18 protein-coding genes and 1 pseudogene are annotated in these 18,307 nt (G+C 67.6%); 5 read left to right on the forward strand and 14 right to left on the reverse strand.

Annotation, left to right across the window (positions count from 1 at the left end; all coding sequences use genetic code 11):
* Positions 1–86: 86 nt before the first annotated feature.
* Complete coding sequence (locus tag IEY31_RS11370) at positions 87–1,172, reverse strand: M20/M25/M40 family metallo-hydrolase (RefSeq protein ID WP_188972028.1); 1,086 nt, start codon at positions 1,170–1,172, stop codon at positions 87–89.
* Between the two features lie 122 nt (positions 1,173–1,294).
* Positions 1,295–2,035, reverse strand: coding sequence for a class I SAM-dependent methyltransferase (locus tag IEY31_RS11375; protein ID WP_188972031.1), 741 nt, complete (start codon positions 2,033–2,035; stop codon positions 1,295–1,297).
* 46 nt (positions 2,036–2,081) lie between these two features.
* On the opposite strand from IEY31_RS11375, the gene IEY31_RS11380 reads away from it, so the two are divergent.
* Positions 2,082–2,273 (forward strand): hypothetical protein, encoded by a 192-nt coding sequence (locus tag IEY31_RS11380; RefSeq protein ID WP_188972033.1) that lies wholly within the window; start codon positions 2,082–2,084, stop codon positions 2,271–2,273.
* Between the two features lie 207 nt (positions 2,274–2,480).
* Positions 2,481–3,002, forward strand: a pseudogene (locus IEY31_RS19040) (DUF5694 domain-containing protein); the annotation flags it as partial.
* A gap of 25 nt (positions 3,003–3,027) precedes the next feature.
* On the opposite strand, the gene IEY31_RS11385 reads toward IEY31_RS19040, so the two are convergent.
* The 6 genes from IEY31_RS11385 to IEY31_RS11410 all read right to left on the reverse strand — a co-directional run bounded on the left by IEY31_RS11385 (position 3,028) and on the right by IEY31_RS11410 (position 10,208).
* Positions 3,028–4,176, reverse strand: coding sequence for a polysaccharide deacetylase family protein (locus IEY31_RS11385; protein WP_229723522.1), 1,149 nt, complete (start codon positions 4,174–4,176; stop codon positions 3,028–3,030).
* Between the two features lie 116 nt (positions 4,177–4,292).
* Positions 4,293–5,417 carry an MGDG synthase family glycosyltransferase gene (locus tag IEY31_RS11390; protein ID WP_229723524.1) on the reverse strand — a complete coding sequence of 375 codons (1,125 nt, stop codon included), beginning with the start codon at positions 5,415–5,417 and terminating at the stop codon, positions 4,293–4,295.
* Positions 5,414–6,559 (reverse strand): LptF/LptG family permease, encoded by a 1,146-nt coding sequence (locus tag IEY31_RS11395; RefSeq protein ID WP_188972034.1) that lies wholly within the window; start codon positions 6,557–6,559, stop codon positions 5,414–5,416. The genes IEY31_RS11390 and IEY31_RS11395 overlap by 4 nt, the downstream gene beginning before the upstream one ends.
* 91 nt (positions 6,560–6,650) lie before the next feature.
* Positions 6,651–7,079, reverse strand: a complete 429-nt coding sequence (gene fabZ / locus IEY31_RS11400) for a 3-hydroxyacyl-ACP dehydratase FabZ (protein WP_188972036.1) — start codon at positions 7,077–7,079, stop codon at positions 6,651–6,653.
* 100 nt (positions 7,080–7,179) lie between these two features.
* Positions 7,180–8,238, reverse strand: a complete 1,059-nt coding sequence (mreB, locus tag IEY31_RS11405) for a rod shape-determining protein (RefSeq protein WP_229723526.1) — start codon at positions 8,236–8,238, stop codon at positions 7,180–7,182.
* A 137-nt stretch (positions 8,239–8,375) separates the two neighbouring features.
* Positions 8,376–10,208, reverse strand: a complete 1,833-nt coding sequence (locus IEY31_RS11410; protein WP_188972040.1) for a S9 family peptidase — start codon at positions 10,206–10,208, stop codon at positions 8,376–8,378.
* A 79-nt stretch (positions 10,209–10,287) separates the two neighbouring features.
* Here IEY31_RS11410 and IEY31_RS11415 point away from each other — a divergent pair, with 79 nt between their 5' ends.
* On the forward strand, positions 10,288–11,808 hold the full coding sequence (locus IEY31_RS11415; RefSeq protein ID WP_188972042.1) for a carboxypeptidase M32: 1,521 nt from the start codon (positions 10,288–10,290) through the stop codon (positions 11,806–11,808).
* Between the two features lie 136 nt (positions 11,809–11,944).
* Complete coding sequence (locus IEY31_RS11420; RefSeq protein ID WP_188972236.1) at positions 11,945–12,421, forward strand: ParB N-terminal domain-containing protein; 477 nt, start codon at positions 11,945–11,947, stop codon at positions 12,419–12,421.
* Here the strand turns inward: IEY31_RS11420 and IEY31_RS18970 are convergent.
* The 6 genes from IEY31_RS18970 to IEY31_RS11445 form a co-directional block, all read right to left on the reverse strand.
* The gene (locus tag IEY31_RS18970) at positions 12,328–12,645 is read right to left on the reverse strand and encodes an RNA 2'-phosphotransferase (RefSeq protein ID WP_308424324.1); all 318 of its coding nucleotides are present in this window, start codon (positions 12,643–12,645) and stop codon (positions 12,328–12,330) included. The two genes, IEY31_RS11420 and IEY31_RS18970, sit on opposite strands and share 94 nt — an antisense overlap.
* A gap of 113 nt (positions 12,646–12,758) precedes the next feature.
* A complete protein-coding gene (locus IEY31_RS18975) occupies positions 12,759–13,061 on the reverse strand; it encodes an RNA 2'-phosphotransferase (RefSeq protein WP_308424325.1) in 303 nt (100 codons plus the stop codon).
* Between the two features lie 57 nt (positions 13,062–13,118).
* Positions 13,119–13,979 (reverse strand): carbohydrate ABC transporter permease, encoded by an 861-nt coding sequence (locus IEY31_RS11430; RefSeq protein WP_188972043.1) that lies wholly within the window; start codon positions 13,977–13,979, stop codon positions 13,119–13,121.
* A 65-nt stretch (positions 13,980–14,044) separates the two neighbouring features.
* Positions 14,045–14,977: a carbohydrate ABC transporter permease gene (locus IEY31_RS11435; RefSeq protein WP_229723527.1), complete on the reverse strand. Its 933-nt coding sequence runs from the start codon at positions 14,975–14,977 to the stop codon at positions 14,045–14,047.
* A gap of 182 nt (positions 14,978–15,159) precedes the next feature.
* Positions 15,160–16,443 carry an ABC transporter substrate-binding protein gene (locus IEY31_RS11440; protein WP_188972045.1) on the reverse strand — a complete coding sequence of 428 codons (1,284 nt, stop codon included), beginning with the start codon at positions 16,441–16,443 and terminating at the stop codon, positions 15,160–15,162.
* Between the two features lie 84 nt (positions 16,444–16,527).
* Positions 16,528–17,208 (reverse strand): glycerophosphodiester phosphodiesterase, encoded by a 681-nt coding sequence (locus IEY31_RS11445; protein ID WP_188972047.1) that lies wholly within the window; start codon positions 17,206–17,208, stop codon positions 16,528–16,530.
* Positions 17,209–17,294: 86 nt separating this feature from the next.
* Between IEY31_RS11445 and IEY31_RS11450 the strand changes: the two genes are divergently transcribed.
* Complete coding sequence (locus IEY31_RS11450) at positions 17,295–18,131, forward strand: MerR family transcriptional regulator (protein WP_188972049.1); 837 nt, start codon at positions 17,295–17,297, stop codon at positions 18,129–18,131.
* Positions 18,132–18,307 lie beyond the last annotated feature (176 nt).

Raw genomic sequence — 18,307 nt, forward strand, 5'->3', positions numbered from 1 at the left:
ACAGTGCTGCTGGGGGTGATGGGGGAGGGGGATGCAGGTGGCAGGATGTCCTCAGCACAGCAACGTCTCCGGCCCCCACGCCTGCCCTAGGCCACCGGCTGCTGCTGGTACAGTTCAACGACGCGGTGCAGGAATTTCAGGCCAGGATTCAGGCTGCTGATCTGCACCCATTCGTCCAGACGGTGCGCGTTGCCGCCCCGGTACACACCGATGGCGACGGCGGGCAGGCTGTGGGGCGCGGCGGCATTGGCGTCGGTGCTGCTGGCGGCGGTTCGCAGCTCCGTCCGGATCTCGCGGGCCGCCTCGCGGATGGCGGGCAGCAGGGGACCGCTGTTCAGGTCGCCGCCGGGGCGGTCGCCCACCTGCTCGACGCGCACGGTCACGCCCGCCTCGCGTGCCCCCGCGTGCAGGGCCGCCACCGCCCGCCGGTCCAGTTCGCCCAGCACTTTGGGGTCCAGTGAACGCAGGTCCAGCAGCAGTTCGGCGCTGGCCGCGATGGAGTTGACGCTGGTGCCGCCCGACGCCATGCCCACGTTCAGGGTGGTGCGCGGCGAGGTCGCCAGCGGCAGGGCATACAGGGCGCTGATGGCCCGGCCAAGCGCGTGCAGGGCACTGGGGGCCTGGTCCCCCCAGGAGTGCCCGCCCGGCCCCAGGAAGGTGGCCCGGTAGCGCCGCACGCCCACCCCGCGCGTGACCGCGATGCCCAGGTACCCGTCCACCGCAATGAACGCTCCAAGCTGCTCGCGGTGCTGCGAGATCAGGTACTTGCTGCCGCGCAGGTCGCCCAGGCCTTCCTCGCACACGTTGGCGGCCACCCACAGAGGGCGGCGCAATATCGCCGTCTGCCCGCGCAGGTCGCGCAGCAGCGCCGTCAGGACCGCCAGGCTGGCGCTGTTGTCGCCCACGCCCGGCCCGGTCAGCCGTCCGGCGTCCTCGCGCACGGTCACGTCGGTGCCGTCCTCGAACACGGTGTCGAGGTGCGAGGCCAGCAGCAGCGCCGGGCGGCCCTCGGTGCCGGGGGGGGTAATACGTGTCAGGACGTTGCCCACCGCGTCGGTCTCGGTGGCGTAGCCCAGTTCCTGCCACAGCGCCGCAATGAGGGCGGCCCGCGCCCCCTCCTGAAAAGTGGGCGCGGGCGTCTGCGCGATTCGCGTCAGGTAAGCAAGGGGCATCGGGCGCAATTCTAGCGGCTGACTGGAAAGGGGGATAGCAGGTGGGCCAACACAGGTCCAGGAAAGCCATCACCACCGTGCTGGCCGGTGGAGGAACAGGCCCCGCCCCGCAGGTTCAGGGATTACAGCGCCCGCGTCTGAAACACCATCACCTCACTGCCCCGTTCCAGCGGGCCGCCCTGAAAACTGCCCGTGACGCGCGGCGACTCGAACCCCGCGAAGCGCAGCAGCCACTCCACCTCGTAACGGGTGTAGTAGCGCTGGGTCAGGGTGTAGTGCCGCCGGGTCAGCGCTCCGCCCGGCGCTGTGGTGTCCACGTGGTACTCGGTGGTGATGTGCTGGCGCACCCGGTCATGGCGCTGCACCAGAAAGATGTCGGTGCGGCTGCCGTCCGGCGCATGCAGGGTCTCGCCCTCGTGCCGCAGGGTGTTGGGCTTGCCGAAACGCGGCAGGTACAGGTCAAAGGCCAGTCCCCCGCCGGGTTGCAGGTGGGCGTGCAGGTTTTCCAGCGCCTGAAGCTGCTCGTTCGGGGTGTACAGGTGCATCAGCGCGTTGAACGGCGCGATCACCAGAGCGAACTTCTGGTCCAGCCGGAAGGTCTTGACGTCGCCCTGGACCATTTTCAGGCCCAGCCCGCCCTCTGCCGCCCGCTGCTGCGCCCGCGCGATCATGCGCCCGCTGGGTTCCAGCCCGGTCACGTCCACGCCGCGCCGCGCGAGGTGGGCGGTCACGCGCCCCGTACCGGCCCCCACCTCCAGCACCGGCCCCGCCGCCCGCTCGGCCACGCCCGCGTAGAAATGCAGGTCGTCACGGTACAGGTCGTACTGGTGGTCGTACAGGTCGGCGAAGTCGTCGTAGTTCACATGAAACAGGGTAGTGGGAAAGTGGGCCAACACCATAGGCTGACGCATGCCGCATCCCTTTGACGGGCCGCCTACCGAACTGCTGGTCCTGGGCAGCGCTCACCTGGACGCTGGAACGACAGATTCGGCCCTTCAACCGACACTGACGCGCCTGCTGGCCTGGGGGCCTCAGGCAGTGGCGGTGGAAGTCCTGCCGGGCGACGTGATTCAGAGCTACCGGCTGGAGGGTGAGCTGTAGCCGATTTGCGGGTGGGGGGGCTTTCCTGCGGCGGTGCGGCTCGCAACGCAGGCGCGAAAACACCGGACCTGGGGCCGGGCCGAGGCCGAGGCGCTGGCGCTGCACCCGGCCACGCCCCCGTCCGAACGGGTGCTGGCCTGGCTGGTGGCGCTGGAACCGGTGAACGCGCTGCTGGCCTGGACGGCGGACCTGCTGTTGCCGCCTGATGTGGCCGACAGCCTGACGGCGTACGCCGCCTGGACAGGTGAGATTCACCGGCTGGCCGTACCGCTGGCCCGCCGGCTGGGCCATACCCGACTGCACCATTTCGACGACTTCACGTCGAACACGGCGTTGCGAGAGCGGTTAAAGGTTCTCTCCCAGCTCTGGTCAGACGAGGCGTTCATGGCCGGCATTCATCTGTCCCCGGCTGTCACGGAAGGTGGGGAGCGTTTGCAGCGGGCGAATGCTACTGAGGATTACTGGGACTACCTGACGTATGCCAACAGTCCACGGTGGATCGCCGACAGCGAGACCCTGGAGGTCGGTACTTACCTGGACCATTCTCTGCCCGGCGGCGCCCACCGAACCCAGGTGGCCGACTGGAATGCCCGCAACCTCTTTATGGCGGCGCGGCTGCGGCAGGTTACGACGCTGCATCCCGGCGGACGCGTGCTGGTGCTGGTGGGGGCAGCCCACAAGGAGCCACTGGAAGCCGTGCTGACAGCCGTTTCTCCCGATCTTCGTCTCGTGGGCCTGTCGGAACTGGAGGGGATCAGCTGGCGTCCGGGCCGTACCGCGCCAGAAAGGCGGCCCGGCTCAGGATGCTCAGTCGGGGCTGGGCCACCTTCGGCGCACCCGTATAGCCCCAGCGCATCACGCGTGCCCATAGGCGCAGGCGCCGGGCATCGGCAGGGGGAAGGTCATGCGTCTCAAAGCCCATGGCTGCCATCAGCGGTGATACGGCGCTGATGCAAAAGACGTACTGGGTCTCCAGCAGGTCCGGACGGCGCAGCAGATCGTCCGCCACCAGCCGGTAATCCCGCTGCGCCTGCCGGATGCTGGGGCGGCTGATGCCCAGGTCCACCATCAGCGGGTTGTTGACGTGGAACTCGGTGCACGGCGCACCCCTAGGCACCGGGGTACCGTCGGCCAGCGTGACGCCCTCCAGCGGAAAGGCCGAAGCGCCGGTGCGGAACAGGTTGTCGGCTCGCCCCGCCGTGGGCTGGATACGGCCCACCCAGTCGAAGACGGCGTCCAGTGCGATAAAGGCCCGCCGCCGCAGGGCCGCCCCGTTCACAGGTGCCGCTCCGTTCAGCCCGGACACGGTGGCGAAGGTGTAATCGCGTGCCCCCAGGTCCCGCAGCAACTCCGGCAGCATCGGCACCGTGTTGGCCGCTCCTGGCCCGGCGTCGTGCAGGACGACAATGGCGCCGGGGCCGGCACGCAGCAGCAGCCGCTGCCGGACCTGTTCTGGGGTCCGGTCTGCCCGCCAGTCCTGACCCTCCACGCTCCAGTGAACGCCGCGCACTCCCGCCGCCCGCTGGCCCAGCACCGTGGCGAGGGTGTAGGCCCCGTGGGGCGGGCGGTGATAACGGATCGGCTGGCCCGTGACCGCAGCCACCCGCCGCACCGCATGCCTCACGTCCAGAAATCCCCCCCACGGCGTGCGAACCCAGGCATGAACGTGTTTTTCAGCGTGGGCGGCCACCTCATGGCCCTCCGCCAGCATGCGGGCGATCAATTGCGGGTACGCCTCGGCCCGGTCCGCCAGAACGAAGAAGGTGGCCCGCGCCCCGGCGCCGTGCAGGGCGTCCAGCACGGCAGGCGTGGTCAGGGGATCCGGCCCGTCGTCGAAGGTCAGCGCCAGTTCACGCCGGGCGCGGCTGCCCTCGCGCAGCAGGCCCAGGTTGGCAAACTGCACAGCCAGGGCAGGTACCAGCAGGTGGGCTGTCAGGGCGGCGGCGGGGAGCAGCCAGGGCCAAGGGCTTCTTTCGTGAGCCTGCCTGGAGGTCTCTCCCCGGCGCCTCTGCCCCCCCCTCACCGGCCCAGCCGCCGCAGCAGCGCCGCCGCCACCCGGTCCGCCGCGTCCGGCACGCTGACCTGACGGGCACGCTGGCCCAGGCGGGCGTTCTCGTCGGGGTCCAGGGCACGCAGTACGGCGGGCCGGACCTGGTGCAGTTCCCGCGCCCACAGGGCCGCGCCGTGGCGTTCCAGGTAGTCGGCGTTGTGTTCTTCCTGGCCGGGAATCGGCTCGTGGATCACCTGCGGGATTCCCAGCGTGGTGGCCTCGGCCACGGTCAGCCCGCCCGCCTTGCCCACCACCAGGTCGGAGGCCGCCAGCAGCTCGGGAAAGTGGTCCGTGTGACCCAGCTGATGCACGGTGGCCCCGCCCACCTGGGACATGCCCCGGCTGCTGGCCCCGGCCAGCACCAGCACCTGCACGCGCCGTCCCAGCCCCGCGAGTTCGGCCAGCACGCGGCGCAGGGCGCGGTAGGTGCCGGTGCCGCCGCCGGAAATCAGGATCAGCGGCGTTGCCGGGTCCAGCCCATGCCTGAGGCGCAGCGCTACCTTGTCGGCCCCGATCAGGGCGCGGTACTCGGGCGAGATGGGAATGCCCGTGACCTCCACGCTGTCCGGCGGAATGCGCCAGCGCGCCATCTGCTCGCGGGCCTCCTCGGTGGCGACCATCAACAGTTCGGCCTCCGGGCGTGCCCAGTGGTGGTGCACGCGGTAGTCGGTGACGATCAGCGCGTTCAGAAAGTCCACGCCCAGCCGCTGGCGGGCCGTGTTCGACAGCGCGACGGTGGTGGGGTACGAGCCGACCACCAGTTCCGGCGCCGTCTGCCGGACGTCGCGCATCATGCCCTGCAGCCCCAGCCAGCCGAAGGTTCCCGTCAGAGCCTTGGGCTCGGTCTCGGCGTCGGTCCAGTCATAAAAGGCCCGGTACATGGCGGGAGCGTGGCGCAGCCACAGGTCGTAGGTTCCGGCGGTGACGGCCCGCTCGAAGGGACTCAGGTAGGACAGGTAGTCGGCGTGGTGGGCCTGAAGGTTCACGCCCGCCGCCCGCAGCGCCCCGTCCAGCGCGTCGTTGGCCCGGTGGTGCCCGCTGCCAAAGGAGGCCGACAGGATCAGCGCCCGCAACGGTGTGCCCGCCTGGGTCACGTGCGCCTCAGCAGCCACAGGCCCATGCCTGCGAAGATGAGGTTCGCCAGCCAGACCCCCAGTTCCGGCATGGCGGGCAGGGCCGCCGCCACCGTCAAGCCCACGAAGAACAGCAGGTAATACGCCACGGCGATCAGCAGCGCGATGCCCAGGCTGACCCCCAGCGTGCGCCCGAAGCGCAGGGCGAAGGGCAGCGCGGCCAGTGCCAGCACCAGATTGCCGAAGGGCAGCGCCAGCTTGCGGTTCAGGTTCAGCCGCGCCGCCTGCCGCTCGCTGTCCTTGACGCCCGGCGCGGTCAGCGCCGTGACCAGTTCCGGCCAGCCCTGCGCGTCCGCGCCGATGGCGTCGGCGTAGGCGGCCAGCGTCTGCTTGCGCGACAGCCCGGTGTCCACGTTCAGCGTGTCGCTGGCCTGTTCGGGCACCACCACGCTGGGAAAGACGTTCTGCACCGCCTCCCGGAAGGCGGCCGGGTCATTGTCCGGCACCGCCGACAGTCTGGCCGCCGCCGCGTAGTCCACGGTGTAGACGCTGTAGCCGCGCAGCGACAGCACGTTGTCCTCGAAGGTCCCGGCGTCGGCAAAGATCAGGGTGGCGCGCCGCCCGCCGCCGGGCAGCCACTTCTCCACCCGCACGCTCCTGAGCTCACGGGTGGCTGAATCGTAGCCTTCCAGCGCCAGGGTCAGGCCCGCGCCCAGGTCCACCGTCTTGCCCACCAGCTGCGACAGCCCGGCCCCGGTCAGTCCATCCCAGTACAGCCCGCGTGTCTCCACGTTGGCGCGCGGGGCCACCCACAGGCTCAGCCACACCGCCAGCGCCGTGACCACGGCGGCCACCACCGCCACGGGCCGCGCCACCCGACCCAGGCTGATGCCGCCGGACTGCACCGCCACCAGCTCGCGCTCGGTGCTCATGCGCCCGAAGGCCACCACGGTCATCAACACCACGGCCATCGGAAAGACCTTGACCAGCGTGTCGGGCATCTGCAGGGCGATCCAGCGCCCGATCAGCGACACCGGAACCCCGGTCAGCCACTGGCTGGACACGAAGAAGTATCCGAAACTCAGCACCGCCGTGAACAGCAGCGTGCCGGCCAGCAGCGGCGGCAGCAGCTCTGCGGTGACGGCGCGGGTCAGGCGGGTCATGCCCTACCTTTAATACGTGGTGCGGTACGCGAGGGGCAGGACACGGGAAAACCCACTTCCCGCGTTCCGCCTCTCGCGTACGTTGCCGCCGTCACCCCTTGCCCACCGCGAACAGGATCGTGGCCTCGGCCGCCACCTGTCCGTCCACCTCGGCGCGGCAGGTGGTCTTGCCCAGGCCCCGGCGCATGAATTCCAGCCGGGCGTACAGGTGCAGCGTATCGCCGGGCACCACCTTGCGCTTGAAGCGTGCGCCGTCGATGCCCGCCAGGTAGCCGATGGTGCCGGGCTCCAGCGCCTCGTGCATGCAGAAGAAACTGGCCTGCGCCAGCGCCTCGGTGATCAGCACGCCGGGCATCACGGGTTCCGTGGGGAAGTGGCCGGTGAAGAACGGTTCGTTCACGCTCACGTTCTTGATGGCGTGGACCTCGCCGCCTTCCACGCTCAGCACGCGGTCGACCAGCAGAAAGGGGAAGCGGTGGGGCAGGGTCGTCATGACCTCTTGAATCATTATCGGTTGCATGGGGGCTCCTTGGGGACGTGGGGTGGGCGGGCGCTGCCCGTTCAGCGTGGCATAACCGGGCGCAGGCGGACCGGGGTACGGGAGCATCGGTGCCCGCGCGTCAGCGGCGCAGGTAGTAGTCGCTCGACACCAGACTGTCGCCCAGTTCCGAGAGCATGTCCAGCGCCATGCCGGTGCCGACCGCCACGGCTTCCACCGCGTTCTCGGCCACCGAGACGGGAATACCGGTGGTCTGGCGCAGCAGCTCGTCGAAGTTGCGCAGCAGGCTGCCGCCGCCGGTCATCACGATGCCCCGGTCGATGATGTCGCTGACCAGTTCCGGCGGGGTGATTTCCAGCACGCGCTTGACGCCTTCCACGATGCGCGTCACGGGTTCGGCCAGGGCTTCCACCACGTCGCGGCTGTCCAGGCTGATGGTCCGGGGCAGGCCATTGATCAGGTCACGCCCCCGCACCTCGGCCACCAGATTCTCGGAGTCGTCCACCAGCATGGCGGCCCCCACCTTGACCTTGATCTCCTCGGCGGTGCGCTCGCCGATCAGCACGTTGTGCTTGCGGCGCACGTGCCGGATGATGCTCTCGTCGAACTCGTTGCCTGCCACGCGCATGGACTCGCTGACCACGATGCCGCCCAGCGAGATCACGGCCACGTCGCTGCTGCCCCCGCCGATGTCCACCACCATGCTGCCCAGCGGCTCGGTGACCTTCAGGCCCGCGCCGATGGCCGCCGCCAGCGGTTCCTCGATCAGGAAGGCGCGCCGGGCGTTGCTGTTGTTGGCGTTCAGGGCCGCCCGCAGCACGGCCCGCCGCTCCACGTCGCTGACGTTGCTGGGCACGCCCACCATCAGTTGCGGCTTGAACCCGCCGAAGCCCAGCAGGCGACCGGCGTTGCCCTGCACCTTGGACAGGAACATGGTGAGCATCTTCTCGGTCAGGCCCTCGTCGGCGATCACGCCGTCCTTAATGGGCCGCACCGCCACGATGCCGCCGGGCGTGCGACCGATCATGCGGTACGCTTCCTCGCCCACCGCCCGGACCTGCTTGCTGTCGCGAGTCATGGCAATCACGCTGGGTTCCTGCAACACCAGGCCCCGGCTCTTGGTGTAAATCAGGAACGTTGCCGTTCCCAGGTCAATTCCAATGTCTTCTGACAGCCTCACTCTGTGCCCTCCGGTCAAAACGGACTGATCGTATCACGGGCCTTATGGACGTCCCGGACCACTTGCGTGAGTGTTTCAGAGGGAAGCGTGGCTGTGTTCTGGAGGGGGCCAGCACCCGGCGCGAAGGCCCGCCCGCGCTACAGCCGCCGCGACAGGTAATCGGCCATCAGGCGGTAGCTGCGGGTCTTGCCGGCGATGTCGCCCGCACCGTGGCCCTCGTCGGAGAATTCAACGTACTCGAAGTCGCGCCCCTCCTCGCGCCCGCTGGCCAGCAGGGCGTCGCGGAAGCCCCTGGCCTGGTTGACCGGGCAGCGTGGATCGTTGGTGCCGTGCATCATGAACAGGTGCGCCTTCAGGGCGGCGGCGTGGGTGATGGCGCTGCGGTCCCGCCACAGTTCGGCGTTCTCCACCGGATCGCCCATCATGGTGCGGAAGTAGTAGCCCAGTTGCGGCATCACGCGGGCGTTGTCCCGGTACAGCTGGTGCAGGTCCGTAATGCCCACAATGGGCACGCCCACCCGGAACAGGTCCGGCTGCTTGACCGTCGCCATGTAACTGAGGTAACCGCCGTAACTGCCGCCAAAGATGCCCAGGCGCGAGCCGTCCACCTCCGGCAGCGATTTGAGGTACTGCGCCCCGGCGGCGATATCGGCCAGATCGCGTCCGCCCCAGTCCAGCAGGTTGGCGTCGCGCCACGTCACGCCGTAGCCGGTGCTGCCACGCACGTTGGGACACAGCACCAGGTAGCCCTGATCGGCCAGGAACTGCGCCTGCGCGTCGAAGCCCCGGAAGAACTGCGCGGTGGGGCCGCCGTGCGCGTGAATCAGGGCGGGGGAGGTCTTGCCCTCCCCCAGCTCGCGCGGCCGGTAGAGGATCGCTGGCACCGTCAGCCCGTCCGCCGTGGGGTAGCGGACGTACTCGCCTGGCACGAAATCGGCGGGATTGACGTCGCCGTACTCGGCGTCCAGCAGCACCTCGGCGGTGTCGTCGGCGAGGCAGTACAGCAGCACCTGCGGGCGGGTGGTGGAAGTCACGAGGCTGAACAGCAGATGGCTGCCGCCGTGCGCGAACCCGGTGCCCACCGCCAGCCCCGGCGGCAGCTTCAGCTCCCGCGCCTCGCCGGTAACAGTGTCGTACAGCACGGGCGTCAGCGTGCTGTCCACGTTGCGGATCACGCTCAGCCAGCGCCCGTCCGGGGAAAAGGGGCCGGGAGTTTCCTCGGTCCGCTCATCGGCGGGGGTGAGCCACTGCACCTCGCCCGAATCCACCGTCAAGACGCCTACACGGCGGTGGCCGTCGGCGTCGCTGCTGGCGGCCACGCGCAGGCCGTCGGGGTGCCACTTGCCCACGCTGTCCTGGCTGCCCTCGCGCACCCGCAGCACGCGCCTGAAGCCCGAGCCGTCGGCATTCAGCACGTAGCCGTCGGTGTTGCGCAGGTCCGCGCTCTCGTTGGTGGTCAGCGTCAGCCGCGTGCCGTCGGGACTCCAGGCGGCGGCCTGGGTGGCGTTGGGCAGGGCGGTGAGGGCGGTCCAGGCCGCCTCGCCCTCCTGCGTCAGGTCATAGACGTGCACGTTCATCTGCCCGCCGCGGGTGCTGTTGACCAGCAGCCGCGTGCCGTCCGGGTGCGCGTCCACGGCGTAGTCCATGCTCTGCGGATCGTGCTGGAGGGCCGTGACTTCACCCGACGCCAGCGCCACGTCGAACAGCGCCTGCCGCTCGTCGCCGTTGTGATCGCGGCTGAAGAACAGACGCGCGTCATCCGCCGCCCACACGAAGCCCGCCCGCAGTGCCCTGGGGGCCTGCCCGTCGGTGACCTGCCGCCGCTCATGGGTCTTCAGATTCAGCGTGTACAGCTCAAAACGCCCCGTCCAGTCGGCGTAGAAGGCCAGCTGATCGCCGCCGTGCGAGACGTTCAGAGCCGCAACTGTCGGCAGGACCGCCAGGGCTTCCAGGGAGATGCGTGGGGACATACAAAAAGTGTGTCACATTGCCCACAACGTGAGGGAATTGCTGACCCAGGGGCCGGACATCTGCGCTAGCCTCGGCAGCATGACTTCCGACGTGCAGCCCCCCGATTCGCAGTGGAATGACCTCAAAACCCACTGGCAGGAACTGGCCGATCTGGGCGGCATCGGTTCGCTGCTGGGCTGGGACCAGAGCACCTACCTGCCTGCCGGGGCGGCGGCGGGGCGCTCAAGGCAACAGGCGCTGCTGTCGCGCATGGCCCACGCCCGCGCCACCGACGCCGGGTACGGCAGGCTGTTGGACGCCGCGCAGGGCCGCACGGACCTCTCGCCCGCGCAGACGCGCATGGTGGATGTGGCCCGCAAGAAGTTCGAGGAGGCCACCCGCCTGCCCGCCGACTTCGTCGCCGCCTGGAGCCAGCATGGCGGCGACAGCTACAGCGCGTGGACGACGGCGCGGCCCGACAACGACTTCGCGCGGATGGTGCCGTACCTGGAAAAGTCGCGGGACTTCAGTCTCCAGGCGGCGGGGTACTTCCCTGAATTCAGCGATCCAATGGACTATTTCATTGACCAGTCCGACGAGGGCATGACGGCGGCGCAGGTGGGCGACGTATTTTCCAGCCTGCGTGAGGCCCTGGTGCCGCTGGCCGACGCGGTCATCGGGGCCGAGGCTCCCCGCACCGACTTTCTGGGCCGCCACTACGACACCGGGGCGCAACTGGCCTTTGGCGAATCGGTGATCCGCGACTACGGCTACGACTTCACGCAGGGCCGCCAGGACCTGACGCACCACCCTTTCATGACCCGGCTGGGCGGCCACGACGTACGCATCACCACCCGCGTCAAGGCAAATGACCCCACCGAGGCGCTGTATTCCACGCTGCACGAATCCGGGCATGCCATGTACGAGCAGGGCGTGCTGGAGGCGTACCTGGGCACGCCCATCGGCGGTGGGGTCAGCGCCGGGGTGCACGAGAGCCAGTCACGCCTGTGGGAAAACCAGGTGGGGCGCAGCCGCGCGTTCTGGGCCGCGTACTTTGGAAAGTTCCGCGATGCCTTCCCCGATCAGCTCTCGGACGTGTCCGAGGACGAGATGCACCGTGCGGTCAACACCGTGGCCCGCAGCCTGATCCGCACCGACGCCGACGAGCTGACCTACAACCTGCACGTCATCACCCGCTACGAGCTGGAGCGTCAGCTGCTGGGCGGCACGCTGGCGGTGCGTGACCTGAACGAAGCGTGGCACGCCGCCTACCAGCAGAACCTGGGCCTGCGTGCGCCCAGCGACGTGAACGGGGCCTTGCAGGATGTCCACTGGTACTTTGGCCGTATCGGCGGGGCGTTCCAGGGCTACACGCTGGGCAACGTCCTGAGCGCGCAGTTCTACGCCGCTGCCGAAAACGCCAATCCCGGTCTGGAGGGCGACATCACCCGCGCCGACTTTTCCCGCCTGCACGGCTGGCTGCGCGAGAACGTCTACGCGCCGGGCGGGTTGTACAAACCTGCCGACCTGGTGCAGCGGGCCACCGGGCAGGCCATGACGGTGGAGCCGTACCTGAAGTACCTGCGGGAGAAGTACGGCGAGCTGTACGGCGTGAGCTGAGCGGCCAGAAACGCTCACCCAGCCCTCTCCCTACGGAGAGGGTTTTTCATTCCCAGGGTGCTGAATGGTGGAGCCGTGGGCCGGGAGACCCTGGCAGGACTCTGTCGCTCTTGGCGTGCGAGGATAGCCTCACGACATGGACGTGAATGGGAATGCAGCGGGAGAAGTCACCTCTTTGGGAACCGAAGATGATCATGCCAGTCGGCCAGATAGGGCGCAGTCTGCCCAAACCGCATACGCGTACCTTCAGCCTTTTGTCGAATGGTGTGATCCTTCTGCCCTGGAATTGGACTCTGGCGTCAACCAGAAAAAGGTCTATCGCAAGCAAACTCGCCAGATGCAGGCAACGGGATGGTACGGCCCGCCGCTCCTGGTCTGGAAGACGTCTGTGCTGAGTGGCGGGGTGCGGTGGGTCGCGGCCCGTCATGCGGAACTGGCGCGGGTGCCCGTCGTGGATCTGAGCCGGGAAGAGGCCTGCATCTCGTTGTTTGGGAGGATGGCGTGGGACGCCATCAATCTCTACCGTGGGTCGTTTGGAAGCGGGCCAGTCATTGGCTGTCTGCGGCGTTTTGGGGTGTACACAGGGGATCTGGACGAACTAGAGTTGATCTGACTAGCCGCGAGACGCACAGTGACAACGTTCAACCAGGGGCAGCTCAGAAACTCCGCAGGCACCCCGTCTACCAGCCACACCCCGTTCTCTGATTTGTAGAAGAGGTGACCTGCCGCGTGCATCTGCTCGGCCCGCTGGGTCAGAATGACGGCAGGGCCCCGCCGCGCCCCTACCCTGCGCGCTATCTCTACGTCCGGAGAGAGGTGAACGTGGTGCCGCTTCATGGGCCGCAACCCCTCGCGGCGAATGGTAGGCAACCGCCGGGAACAGTGCCGTGGTACAGCACGGCGGGGGGCGGCTGGGGCGTCAGTTCCAGATTGACGGGGACGCTGTGACCCTAGTTGGCCCGGATGCGCTGACCATCCAGCGCAAATCTGTGTTTGTCAGAGGCCGCTACCACCCGCTCCACCTGTTCGCGGTTCACGTTCAGATGGGCCAGCAGCGGCTCCAGCGGCACCCACCCGCCGGGTTGCAGGGTCAGGCCCGCCTCGTGCGGCGCGTGCCGCAACAGGTAGGACAGGCGGTGCGAGAGTTGTTTCTCGTTTATAGGGGTATTATCGGCGCCGCGGTGGGTGGGCGCATCGGCCAGATGGACGGTGCAAGTCGGCCCCTCGGCCATGCCATCAAAAACCCCCTGCATGGGGCGACTCATAGAGCGGCCACGCAGGGGGGTGGAGAAAGCGTTTTTTGGTATTGCCTACTTATCCTCGCTCAGGGCGAAGCCGCGGCTGAACTGCTCCTGAAGCAGCGTGAACACGATCAGCGGCGGCAGCATGGTGATGATCGCGCCGGCCATTACGCCGCCCCAGTCGGTCTGCCCGCCCACGTCGATCAGTTTCCTCAGGCCCACCTGCACCACCTGCTTGTCGTCCTGCTGAACGATCACCAGCGGCCAGATGTACTGGTCCCAGGCGTATACGAACTGAATCACGGCCAGTGCACCAATGGTGTTCCAGCTCATCGGAATCAGGATGTGGGTCAGGTAGCGCAGCGGTCCGCAGCCGTCAATGCGCGCGGCGTCGGCCAGACTGGTGGGGATGTTGAGGAAGTGCTGGCGGAACAAAAAAGTGCCGGTGGCGCTGGCCAGAAACGGCACGATGATGGCCGCAAAGGTGTTGGCCCACTGCAGGTCGCGGCTGACCAGATCGAACAGCGCGATGATCAGCACCTCGGTGGGCAGCATCAGCGACAGCAGCACCAGCGTGAAGGCCACGCTCTTGAGCGGAAAGCGGAAATACACAAAGGCCAGCGCCGCCATCAGGGCCAGAATCGTCTTGCCGGTGGTCACGCTGATCGCCACGATGGTGCTGTTGAGCATGTAGCGTCCCAGGTTGGCGTCCACCCAGACGTTGCTCAGGTTCGAGAAGAATGAGGTGCCCGGAAGCATGTTGGGGCTGATGACCTGACTGGACGCCTGCGTGGCCTTGATCAGCGCGAAGATCAGCGGCGTGCTGATGATGACGACTGCCAGAACCAGCGCGAGATGGGTGGGCCAGCTGGGCCCCCGGCGGCCCGGGCCGCGCCCGCCCAGCGGCGGTGTGTCCGTCTTAACCGTCATAGTGTTGACCCTCCGCAGAATTACCTGCCGTGCCCTTGCCCGCCGTAGCGTGCCTTGCCCCGGTGTTAGCTGCCATAGTGCACCCGCTTTTCGCCGACCTTGAACTGCATGTAGGTGATGAACGCCACCAGCAGCAGCATCAGCGCGGCCTGCGCAGCCGCCACCCCGCTCTTAAAGTTCACGAAGCCGTCCTGGTACAGCTGGTAGACCAGGAAGGTGGTGATGCCTGCGTTCTGGAAGTACGGCCCGCCGCGCGTCAGGATGTCGGTCAGCGCGAAGGAATCGAACAGCGCCGAGATGATGTTGGTGAACACCAGAAAGAAGGTGATGGGCGTCAGCAACGGAAAGGCCACCCGCCAGAACACCTGCGCGGGCGTCGCACCGTCGATCTCGGCGGCCTCCATCACGTCCCCCGGCAGGTTCTGGATCGAGGCCAGGTAAAAGACGATGTTGTACGCCAGCCCCTTCCAGATGGCCGCCACCACCACCAGTCCGAAGGCCAGCATCGGGTCGTCAAGCCAGCGCGGCTTGACGTTGAACAGGCTGCCCAGAATCTGGTTCACCACGCCGATCTCCGGGTTGAACATGAACAGCCACAGCGTTCCGGCGATGGCCGGACTCAGGGCGTAGGGGTAGATCAGCAGCAGGCGGTAGTACTTGGAGCCGCGCACCGGGCGGCTGGCCAGCCACGCCAGCGACAATGAGAACAAGAGCCCCAGCGACACGGTCAGCACCATGAAGATCAGCGTCTGCAGGGCAACCTGCCGGTACGCGGGGCTGAGCAGCAGTTCGGTGACGTTCTGGACGCCCACGAAACGTTCGGTGCCCAGAATCAGGTTGGCCTTGAAGGCCGCGAGCCGCAGCGTTTGCAGCGCGGGCAGGTAGATGAATACGGCCAGGATAATCAGGCTGGGCAGCAGGAAGAACCAGGGCATGGCGGTGCCCCGGAAGACCGCGCTGGCCTCGGTGTCGGCGACTGTCTGGGCAGGCTTGAGCAAGGGAAGAACCTCCTGGGGTTCGTGTGGGAGCGCAGAGTCAGAGCGGGCAGAGGGGGTTTAAGCGCTCAATTTAGACTGTTTTGGGGCGGGTACGGCGGGACGCTGTTTCTGGCTGCCCGGCGCGGCCCCAAAAAGCCGCCCACCCACGCAAATGGGCAGGGCGGCTGAAATGCTGAAGCGGCTTACTTGAAGTTGGCGTTGTACTCGGCCAGCGCGGCGTCCGCACGGGCCTTGGCTTCCTTCAGGGCGGCGTCCACGCTCTGGCCGCTCAAGACCTTCTGCACGCCTTCTTCGATGATCTTGCGGGTCTGGATGGCCGCGCCGTTCAGGCCGCCGGCGGTGGCGGGGCTGGACACGGTCTTGGTCAGCTGGTTGAAGGCCACGAGCTGCAGCGGGGTCTGGGTGAACCAGCCCTGCTTGCGCAGCAGATCGATGCTGCTCTGGCGCACCGGGTAGTACCCAGTCAGCTTGTGCCAGTCGGCCATGTTCTTGGTGTTGGTCATGAACAGGGCAAAGTCCAGCGCGCCCTCAGCCTGCGGCTTGCTGATGGCCTTGGGAATCCACACGCTGGCGCCGCCGATCACCACGCCGTTGCGCTTAGTGCCCGACGGAATGGGCAGCACGCCGATGCCCATCTGGAAGCCGGCCTTCCTGGCGGCCTCGCCGTTGTTGCCGATGTCCGCGGTGGACGTGATGTGAAACACGACCTTCTGGTTGGTAAAGATGGCGTCGCTGCCGTCCCAGTCCTCCAGCTTGCCGGTGTAGGTGTAGTACTTGTTGTCCTGCAGGGTCTTGAAGAACGTGAAGATGTTCTTGGCCGCCTGGGTGTCCAGGTTGATGCTGGTGGCGCGGGCGGTGCGCCCGTTGTTGTTGTTCAGCAGAGGCGCGCCCTGCTGCGCCATCCACTGCTCAACGAACCAGCCGTTCAGGCTCATGCCGAAGCAGGTCACGCCCAGCTTGGCGGCCTCGATCTTCTTGCAGGCCTCCAGCATGCCGCCGAAGGTGGTGGGCGGCTGGTTGGGGTTGAGGCCGGCCTTCTTCATCAGGTCCTTGTTGTAGTACAGCACCGGCGAGGACGAGTTGAACGGCAGGCTGTTGACCTTGCCGTTGATCGTGTAGTAGTTGATGACGGGCTTGATGTAATCGCCGAAATCCACGTTCTTGACGCTGCTGACCGGCTGGAACACGCCGCTGTCCAGGGCCAGCTGGCTGCCGACCTCAAAGATCTGCACCAGCGCGGGCGGCTTGCCCTGCCGCGCGGCCAGGATGGTGGCCTGCAGGCTGTCGTTGTAGCTGCCCTTGTAGGTGGGCACGACCTTGATGTCAGGGTTGGCCTTGTTGAATTCGTCGGCGCGCGCCTGGATCCAGCCGCTGCGCTTGGCGTCCCCGAAGGAGTGCCAGAATTCCACGGTGGTCTGTGCAGTGGCCGTACCCATCAAGGCCAGCGTCAACATTATTTTCTTCATGTTTCTAAATTAGGCCTGACCCGTCATGGCGTTGTCAAGCCGCACGGCCCTGACAGCTGCTCCAGCCGGCCCTTTAACACGCTCTCAGCGCGCGACGAGCAGCACGTCCGGCAGGTCGCCAATCAGCGCCGACACGCCCAGTGCCTCCAGCCGGATCACCTCGGCGGCGTTGTTGACCGTCCAGGTGTTGACCCGCCAGCCCCCGGCCCGCGCCCCGGCCATCAGGGCGGCGTCGATCATGCTGTGGTGCGGGTGCGCGGCGGCGGCCCTCAGTCCGCGCAGCACCAGCGGCACCAGATCCAGCGGGCCAAAGCGGTAGCTGCGGTGGTACAGAAAGCCCCGTTCGATCTCCGGCGCGTGAAGGCGGGCTGCGGCCAGCAACAGGGGATTAAAGCTGCTGAGAATCACCCGTTCTCCCAGTCCATGCGCGCGAATGGCGTCCAGCGTGCGGGCCACGCGGTCATCGGGCCACGCCCGCTCGTACTTGAGTTCCACGTTCAGGTACGCGCCTGTCTTTGCTGCCCACGCCAGCAGTTCATCCAGCGTCGGCACCTCTTCCGGCAGATCGGCGGCCACCATCTCGGGCAGGGCGCGGCCATCTTTCAGGGCAGGGTCGTGGTGGATCACCAGGGTGCCGTCCCCGAGACGCCGCACGTCCAGCTCCACGCCGTCCAGTCCGGCGTCCAGTGCGGCCTGAAAGCCCTGCATGGTGTTCTCAAGGTGCAGTCGTGGCGTTCCCCGGTGGCCCAGCAGCAGCGTCTTCATGCCCGACAGACTAGCGGCTCGGCCCCCCGCTTGACCCGGCCCCAGGGGCAGCCCCCATGCTGGAGACACCTCCGGAGGCCCGCCCCATGACCACAGACTCAGACATGACCATCAGCGTCTTTGCCAGTGCCTCGCGCCTGAGCCTCAAGGCCCTGCGCCTGTACGACGAACTCGGCCTGCTGCCGCCCGAACGGGTGGACCCCGACAGCGGCTACCGCTACTACCGTGCCCGGCAACTGCCCCAGGCCCGGTTGATCGGTCTGCTCAGGCAACTGGGCCTCTCGCTGGCTGACGTCCGCGCCGTGCTGGACGCCCCGGCGGCCCAGCAACCTGATCTGGTCTGGAACCACTGGACACGCGCCGAAACCCGGCACGTTCAGCAGCGCGAACTGGCCCGCTACGTCCTGCGCAGCCTCAAAGGAGACCCCAGCATGACCCAGCACTTCGACGTTCAGCAGCGTTTTGTCCCCGCCCAGCAGGTGGTCACCGTCTCGCGCCGCCTGCGGGTGGATGAGTTGCCCGGTTTTATTAAGCAGCAGTTGCTGGCCCTGACCAGACAGGTGACCCAGGCGGGTGCGGCTGTCCTGGGCGCTCCCTTCGTGGTCTTCCACGGCCAGGTCAATGACGACAACGACGGCCCGGTGGAAGTCTGCGTGCCGTACAGCGGCCCTCTGAAGCCAGTCGGCGGCCTGACCCTGCGCGAGGAGCCCGCCCACCATGAGGCCTACGTCACCCTGACCCGGGCGCAGTTCGACTTTCCCGGCATCCTGGAGGCCTACGACGCCACCTGTGCCTACGCTGCGGCGCACGGCCAGGGCGGCCCGCTCAGCCCCCGCGAGGTCTACCCGCACGACTGGGACAGACTGGACGACACGGACCCGGTGGGCGACGTGGCATGGCCGTTCGTGCCGCAGCCGGGCTGAGCGGCGGGCTGGCGTGCACTGGAACCGCCGCCCGCAGATGTGCTGCCGGGCGGCGTCTTTCCTCTTGCCTGTTGCGCTCAGGGTCTAGAGCTACTGTCAAAAGAGCTGTTCACTGTTGACCGAACGGAGTGAGCAAATTTGGTTGAGGAGTTGGGACTTGCAAAGCTGCGGAGCAG

The organism is Deinococcus aerolatus (assembly GCF_014647055.1).
GTDB classification, from domain to species: domain Bacteria; phylum Deinococcota; class Deinococci; order Deinococcales; family Deinococcaceae; genus Deinococcus; species Deinococcus aerolatus.

Bases quoted from the DNA above. Each gene is read 5' to 3' on its own strand.
- IEY31_RS11410 (WP_188972040.1), bottom strand. From the start codon at position 10,208: ATGTCCCCACGCATCTCCCTGGAAGCCCTGGCGGTCCTGCCGACAGTT.
- IEY31_RS11450 (WP_188972049.1), top strand. From the start codon at position 17,295: ATGACCACAGACTCAGACATGACCATCAGCGTCTTTGCCAGTGCCTCG.
- IEY31_RS11415 (WP_188972042.1), top strand. From the start codon at position 10,288: ATGACTTCCGACGTGCAGCCCCCCGATTCGCAGTGGAATGACCTCAAA.
- fabZ (WP_188972036.1), bottom strand. From the start codon at position 7,079: ATGCAACCGATAATGATTCAAGAGGTCATGACGACCCTGCCCCACCGC.
- IEY31_RS11370 (WP_188972028.1), bottom strand. From the start codon at position 1,172: ATGCCCCTTGCTTACCTGACGCGAATCGCGCAGACGCCCGCGCCCACT.
- IEY31_RS11440 (WP_188972045.1), bottom strand. From the start codon at position 16,443: ATGAAGAAAATAATGTTGACGCTGGCCTTGATGGGTACGGCCACTGCA.
- IEY31_RS11445 (WP_188972047.1), bottom strand. From the start codon at position 17,208: ATGAAGACGCTGCTGCTGGGCCACCGGGGAACGCCACGACTGCACCTT.
- IEY31_RS11380 (WP_188972033.1), top strand. From the start codon at position 2,082: ATGCCGCATCCCTTTGACGGGCCGCCTACCGAACTGCTGGTCCTGGGC.
- IEY31_RS18975 (WP_308424325.1), bottom strand. From the start codon at position 13,061: ATGCAGGGGGTTTTTGATGGCATGGCCGAGGGGCCGACTTGCACCGTC.
- IEY31_RS11420 (WP_188972236.1), top strand. From the start codon at position 11,945: ATGGACGTGAATGGGAATGCAGCGGGAGAAGTCACCTCTTTGGGAACC.
- IEY31_RS11395 (WP_188972034.1), bottom strand. From the start codon at position 6,559: ATGACCCGCCTGACCCGCGCCGTCACCGCAGAGCTGCTGCCGCCGCTG.
- IEY31_RS18970 (WP_308424324.1), bottom strand. From the start codon at position 12,645: ATGAAGCGGCACCACGTTCACCTCTCTCCGGACGTAGAGATAGCGCGC.
- IEY31_RS11430 (WP_188972043.1), bottom strand. From the start codon at position 13,979: ATGACGGTTAAGACGGACACACCGCCGCTGGGCGGGCGCGGCCCGGGC.